General features: G+C 73.2%; 7 protein-coding genes. All 7 read left to right on the top strand.

The genetic code is table 11. The annotated features are described in order from the left end of the window. Positions 1-233, top strand: a 233-nt coding sequence (locus VFE05_13470; GenBank protein ID HET6231077.1) for a hypothetical protein, incomplete at its 5' end; no start/stop codon positions are given. A gap of 3 nt (positions 234-236) precedes the next feature. Then, positions 237-1,346 carry a hypothetical protein gene (locus VFE05_13475; GenBank protein ID HET6231078.1) on the top strand — a complete coding sequence of 370 codons (1,110 nt, stop codon included), beginning with the start codon at positions 237-239 and terminating at the stop codon, positions 1,344-1,346. Further along, a complete protein-coding gene (locus VFE05_13480) occupies positions 1,343-1,660 on the top strand; it encodes an XdhC family protein (GenBank protein ID HET6231079.1) in 318 nt (105 codons plus the stop codon). Before VFE05_13475 ends, VFE05_13480 begins: the two co-directional genes overlap by 4 nt. 144 nt (positions 1,661-1,804) lie before the next feature. After that, positions 1,805-3,091, top strand: coding sequence for a Glu/Leu/Phe/Val dehydrogenase dimerization domain-containing protein (locus VFE05_13485; GenBank protein ID HET6231080.1), 1,287 nt, complete (start codon positions 1,805-1,807; stop codon positions 3,089-3,091). 114 nt (positions 3,092-3,205) lie between these two features. Beyond that, entirely contained in the window at positions 3,206-3,568 is a 363-nt protein-coding gene (locus tag VFE05_13490) for a TraR/DksA C4-type zinc finger protein (GenBank protein ID HET6231081.1), read from the top strand. 369 nt (positions 3,569-3,937) lie between these two features. Next, positions 3,938-4,903, top strand: a complete 966-nt coding sequence (gene gluQRS, locus VFE05_13495; GenBank protein ID HET6231082.1) for a tRNA glutamyl-Q(34) synthetase GluQRS — start codon at positions 3,938-3,940, stop codon at positions 4,901-4,903. Between the two features lie 244 nt (positions 4,904-5,147). Next, positions 5,148-5,909 (top strand): hypothetical protein, encoded by a 762-nt coding sequence (locus VFE05_13500; GenBank protein ID HET6231083.1) that lies wholly within the window; start codon positions 5,148-5,150, stop codon positions 5,907-5,909. Positions 5,910-6,414: the final 505 nt, after the last annotated feature.

The following is a 6,414-nucleotide window of genomic DNA, read 5'->3' on the forward strand; positions in this document are numbered from 1 at the left end:
GCCCCCCGCGGCCGCCCATGTGGTGGACGGCGGAAGCCCGCAGGGACACGCTGGCCGGCGCGCAGCGGGTGGCGCTGGAGATGGCGCTTCACGAGGAGACGGAGCGGCGCGCGATGGCGGGCGAGCTGGTGATGCTGGAGAGCGCCTGGCGCGACGCCGAGGAGATCGCCCGCATCGCCGACGCGCTTCCCGGCGACCCGCCGGAGCTGTCTTCCGGTCCGGAACGGGCCTGACTCGTGTACTCCGCCTGCATCTTCTGCTCGGCCAAGCTGGGCCGGAACGAATCGGTCGAGGAGTTCCCCGTTGGGCGGACGCTCGCGTTCGACGCCGTGAAGGGCCGGCTGTGGGCGGTCTGCGGAAGCTGCGGGCGGTGGAACCTCGCTCCCATACACGAGCGATGGGAGGCGGTCGAGACGTCCGAGAAGCTGTTCGCGGACGCGCGGCTCAAGGTGCAGTCCGAGAACGTGGGGATGGCCAAGCTGCGAGACGGGACGCGGCTCGTCCGCATCGGCCGGGCGGAGGCGCACGAAGTGGCGGGGTGGCGCTACGGCGCGCTGTACCGCTCGCGCCACAGAACCGCAGCCCGCGCGGCCAGGCTGGGAACGCTGGCCATGGGCGGAGCGTGGCTCGCCCAGATGGCCGGTGGCCCCGTGTACACCGTGGCGGCCGGTGCGGGCACCGTGGCCCTGTGCCTCTGGTCACGCAGGCTCGTCCGGAAGACCGTCCACCGCGTCACGCCAGCGGGCGACTCGCAGGCGGTGACGGTACGCCGCCGCGACCTTCCGGGCGCCGGGCTCCGCACCGAGGGCGGCAAGCTCGTGCTAACGCTGGACGTGTGGGTCGACGGATGCGAGGAGCCCCGGCGGGTGCTGCTCCGGGGCGCGCAGGCGCGGGAGACGCTCGCTCGCGCGATGGTCTACGTGAACCGCCCCGGAGCCCCTGCGCCGGTAGTGAGCCGCGCGGTGGACGGTCTCGCGGAGAGCGGCGGCGCCGAGCGCTACCTGGCGCACACGGCGGCGCGCCAGCGGATCCTCCTGCCCGGCCTGCAGGCGGCCGGCACCGGGAGCGACCCGTTCGGGGTCAGGGCCGGGGTCACTGCGCTCGCCTTTGCGCTCGGCCACTCCTTCGCATCCCCGCCGGCGCCGGGTACGGCGGACGCCGCCCCGCCGTCGGGGCTGCTCCGCGCCGACGAGGCCCTGGGGCTGGAGATGGCGCTGCACGAGGAGACCGAGCGGCGCGCGATGGCGGGCGAGCTGGTGATGCTGGAGATCGCCTGGCGCGATGCCGAGGAGATCGCCCGTATCGCCGACGCGCTGCCGGGCGCACCACCGGAGACGGATCGATGACCGAGGACCTGGCCGTCTTCGCCGCGGCGGAGGAAGCGGCGCGCGAGGGGCGCCCGGTGGCGCTGGCGACGATCGTCCGCTGCAAGGGCAGCACGCCGCGGGGCATCGGGAGCAAGATGCTGGTCGATCCCGAGCGGGGGCTGACGGGCACCGTGGGCGGCGGCTGCGGCGAGGCCGAGGTGATCGAGGCGGCGCGTGACGTGGTGCGCACCGGCCGCCCGCAGCTCCTGCGCATCGACCTGACGCACGACCTGCTCTCGTGGAGCCCCGCCGTGTGCGGCGGCATCTTCGACGTCTTCGTGGAGCGGGTGTGATGCGCAGCGCGTGGCGGCCGACGATCCCGCGTGGGAGATCTGCCGGATCGAATCCATGCTCGCCGAAGCACTCTGCGTCGATCCATACGGGTGTGTCGTGAGCCTGCGCCCCATCCACCGTACCCGAACCCGGCAACGCACCGCATGACGCCACAGACCGCCGCGCCCACGCCCGCCGCTCCCGCCGTCTCCGCCGAAACGGTGTGGCGCCGCTACGGCGAGTACCTGCGCCGGCCGCCGCAGGTGGTGATCGAGTGGAACGACGCGGAGACGGAGGCGCGCGGCTGGCTGGTGATCAACTCGCTGCGCGGCGGCGCGGCCGGCGGCGGCACTCGCATGCGGGCGGGACTCACGCGGCGCGAGGTGACGTACCTGGCGAAGACGATGGAGCTGAAGTTCGCCTTCAGCGGCCCGGCCATCGGCGGCGCGAAGTCGGGCATCGACTTCGACCCGGCCGACCCGCGCCGCGACGGAGTGCTGCGGCGCTGGTTCCAGGCCGTCGCGCCGTACCTGCACCGCTGCTACGGCACCGGCGGCGACCTGAACGTGGACGAGGTGAAGGACGTCATCCCCTGCTGCGCCGCCATCGGCCTGGCGCACCCGCAGGAGGGCGTGGTCCGCGGCCACTTCCAGCCGGGCGATGCGGCCCGCGCCCGCATCCTCCACGCGCTCGACGTGGGCGTCAGCGCGCCGGTCACCGGCCCGCACGGCGTGGCGGGCGAGCCGCTGCCGGTGGCCGACCTGGTGACGGGATACGGTCTCGCGCAGTCCATCATCCGGCTGTACGAGATGCGCGGCCTCTCGGTGCGCGGCCGCCGAGTGCTGGTGGAGGGCTTCGGCGCGGTGGGCGCCCCGTGCGCGCTGTACCTGGCCCGCGCCGGCGCGCTCGTGGTCGGCATCGCGGACCGCGAGAAGACGCTCGTCGCGCCGCAGGGCCTGGGCGCCGGTGAGGTGGAGGCGCTGCTGCTCGCGCGCGAGGACAAGCTTCTCCCTGCGTCCGACCCGCGCTGCGTGCGCGACGGCGGCGTGGCCTTCCGCTCCGTCGCGGCCGAGGTCTTCGTGGCCGCCGCGGGATCCGGCACGCTGGACGAGGCGGCGCTGGAGTCGCTGGCCGCGCAGGGCGTGGAGACCATCGCGTGCGGCGCCAACCAGCCCTTCCGCGAGGCCAAGCTGGGCGCCACCGCCGTGCAGCGCCGCGCGGATGCGCGCTTCACCATCGTCCCCGACGTGGTGGCCAACTGCGGGATGGCGCGCGCATTCAGCTACCTGATGCACGAGGGCGCCGGGACCAGCGCGGAGCCCATCTTCGCCGCGGTGGACGAGACCATCGCCCGCGCGCTGCGCGACCTGCTGGACCGCAACGGCGGCCGCGCCACCGGGCTGCTGGGCGCCGCGTTCGACCACGCCATGGACCTGGCCTCCCGCGCATAGCGAAGCCTGCCGACGTACATCTTTCCGATCCCGAGCTTTCCCCACCCATCTCACACGCGACCCGCCGAGACCCGGCGGGCGCGCGCAGACACCCCTTGCACCGGAAGCAGCCGCATGACCGCAGTGAACATCCCGCTCGCGCCGAACCAGATGGACCAGATTCGCGGCGAGCTGCTGCGCACGCTCACCCGCCTGGAGCGCAGCATGAAGATCAGCGGCCAGACCGACCGCGCGCGCGACCTGGAGCAGGACACCGTGGGCCGCCTCTCGCGCATCGACGCGCTGCAGAACCAGGGTCTCACCCGCAGCCTGGAAGAGCGCGAGCGCACCCAGCTCACGCAGATCGTCGAAGCGCTGCGCCGCATCGAGGACGGCACCTACGGCTCGTGCGGCGGCTGCGGGGGCCCCATCCCGTTCGAGCGCCTGATGGTATACCCGGAAACCCTCGCCTGCACCGCCTGCGTTACCGCACGCTGACCCGCGGTCACTTTACATCGCTCGCAAATTCCCGACGCGCCGCATCTCCCCCACTGTAACCGTTTCCTTCAGAACACTCGCCGATCACGTCTGCGGATGTGCAGCGCCGGAGTAGGTGCGGACTTCTTGTGGCGGAAACCGAGCTAAGCTCCACGCTGGGAACGGTCTACTCCCCTCTCCCGTTCGCGGCGGAAGGGCCTGGGGGAGGGGAAACGTTCCCGACACGCCGGATCTCGCGTCCGACGCGAAATCCCGCTCAGACCTCGCCCGTCCCGCCGCGCATTCGTACAATTCAGTCATCCGGCGCAGCCCTTCGGCCGCGCATCCCCCGATTCCCATCTCCCGCTCCGCACCCTGGAACCCACCGTCGTGCGAGGCAGGTTCGCACCCAGCCCCACGGGCGCGCTGCACCTGGGCAACGCGCGCACGGCCCTGCTCGCGTGGCTTCACGCACGCGCGGCGGGCGGGCGCTTCGTGATGCGCGTGGAGGACCTGGACCGCGGACGGGTGCGACCCGGCATCATGGAGGCGCAGCTCGCCGACCTGCGCTGGCTGGGGCTGGACTGGGACGAAGGGCCGGACGTGGGGGGGCCGTACGCCCCGTACCTCCAGACCGAGCGCACGGAGGACTACCGCGCCGCGCTGCACCGGCTGGCGAACGCGGGGCTGATCTTCGCCTGCTCGTGCTCGCGGCGCGACATCGCCGCGGCGGCCAGCGCGCCCCACGGCGGCGGCGAAGAAGGTCCGCGCTACGCCGGCACCTGCCGAGAGCGCCCGGCCGGCGGCTGGGTGGACGGTGGGCCGCTGGGCGAGGCACCTATGGCCCTGCGCTTCCGCACCCCGTCGGCCGAGGTCTGCTTCCACGACCTCCTCCAGGGCCGCGTCTGCTTCGATCCGGCGGCGGAGACCGGCGACTTCGTGGTGCGGCGGAAGGACGGCGTGGCCGCGTACCAGCTCGCCGTGGTCGTAGACGACGCGGCGATGGAGATCACCCACGTCGTCCGCGCCGCCGACCTGCTTTCGTCCACCGCGCGGCAGCTACTGCTGTACGAGGCGCTGGGCCTGCGCGCGCCCGCCTTCCTGCACGTCCCGTTGCTGCTGGGCGCGGACGGTGAACGGCTGGCGAAACGCCACGGCGCCGTCTCGCTCGCGGAGGTGCGACAGGCCGGCGTCTCGCCTCAGCGCGTGGCCGGCTGGCTCGCCGCCACCTGCGGCCTCGCCGCGCCGGGAGAGGAGGTCTCGGCGGTGGACCTCATGGCGCGCTTCGACGTCGCCCGGCTCCCGCGCGAGGCGACGGCCGTGAGCGCGGATATGCTGGCGCGGCTTCTCCGCTGACCCTCGCTACGATCCCGCGTGTCTGCAACCGCTGGCGGGAGCAGGTGTTCCCGCCCGAAGCGAGTCGTTGCCTGCGCGGCGGGAACGCCATTATCATGTACGCACACCGGACACCCGGGCGCACCCCGCGCCCCCATCCACGGCGCTCCCCGGCGGAGAGCCGGCCGAGCGCCACAGCGCGCCGCGGTCCGCCCCCGCCGCACGCACCCGCCCCGCCGCGACCCCGCTCAGGAGGACGTCTCCCATGAAGAAGCTTCGTCTGCTCGCCCTCGCCGGGCTGCTCGCCGTGCCCGCCACGGCCCACGCGCAGGCCGGCGTGCAGCTCCCTCCCGGCCAGACCGGCCCACAGCTCCCGCGCACCCGGTGGGCGGTCACGCCGTTCGTGGGCGTGCGCGTGCCCTTCACCACCGGCGCGCAGCACGTGTTCGTGGACAGCCAGACCGTCTCGCCCACCACCGTGCGCCGCGAGCGCGGCGGCGCGCCCATGGTGGGCGCCGAGGCGGAGATGCGCATCAAGGGCCCGTGGAGCCTGGTGGGCACGGCCGCGTACAGCCAGGAAGGCAGCGACGTGCTCAGCATCACCCTCGCGGGCGACAGCAGCGCGCAGGCCATCTCCTTCCCCGGCTCGTCGGCGCTGTTCACGCGGCTGGGCGTGTCGTACCGCCTGCCGGAGCCCAACCCCGACTCGCGGCGCTTCCATCCGGCAGGCTTCATCGTCGCCGCGCCTGCGCTGGTGCGCACGCACGTGAAGGGCGGACCGTCGGTGAACAACTGGGCCGCCAACGTGGGCGTGCAGGCCACCGCGCCGCTGGGCCGCTCGCAGCGCCTGGCGTTCCAGATCGCGTTCGACGACTACATCACCTTCTGGAACGCCGACGCGCGCCTCACCGAGGACGTCGCCATCCTCACCCCCACCATCCCCAGCACCACGCCGCTGCGCATCAGCTACGGCTCCAACAACTCCAACATCATCGCTCTCCGCTTCGGCGCTTCGTTCCGCCTGTAGGCCGCGAAGAAGGCGAGCTCCGGGCTGGACGCCGGGCACGGGGAGCGGAGTCCGAGGCGTGGGACCGCTCCGGAGCCGCGCGGGAAACTGCCCCCGCGCGTCTCCTCCGCGGGGGCGGCGAGCCTCCTCCTCCGGCGGGACGATACAGCCTGTCCCGCCTCCGTCCGGAGTCTCCCCGCCCGCGGAGTGAGCCTGCCGGGCGCCCGCTGAACCGCGGCGCCCGGCAGTCTCCCTCCGCTTCTGCTTATATGGGAACAGCCGAACGACCTCGGATATTCATCGCCGGGGTAGCTCGCGCTGCGTCGCATCCCGGTCCGCCGAAACCACGATGGCCTCATGATCGCCTTCCCGAGCCTCCCGGCCCTCACCTCAAAATCGTCACAACCCTCACCCGATCCGTGATTCGCTTCCCTTTCCGGTTGCGGTAGAGTGGCAGTGAAGGGGCACTCCGTTCGACGCACCCGCCTTTCCGCCACGCACGATCACACGGAATCCGGGTAGATCG

This window comes from Longimicrobiaceae bacterium (assembly GCA_035696245.1).
Lineage (GTDB): Bacteria > Gemmatimonadota > Gemmatimonadetes > Longimicrobiales > Longimicrobiaceae > DASRQW01.

Coding starts and splice junctions, on each gene's coding strand:
- VFE05_13480 (HET6231079.1), top strand. CDS start 1,343: ATGACCGAGGACCTGGCCGTCTTCGCCGCGGCGGAGGAAGCGGCGCGC.
- VFE05_13485 (HET6231080.1), top strand. CDS start 1,805: ATGACGCCACAGACCGCCGCGCCCACGCCCGCCGCTCCCGCCGTCTCC.
- VFE05_13490 (HET6231081.1), top strand. CDS start 3,206: ATGACCGCAGTGAACATCCCGCTCGCGCCGAACCAGATGGACCAGATT.
- VFE05_13500 (HET6231083.1), top strand. CDS start 5,148: ATGAAGAAGCTTCGTCTGCTCGCCCTCGCCGGGCTGCTCGCCGTGCCC.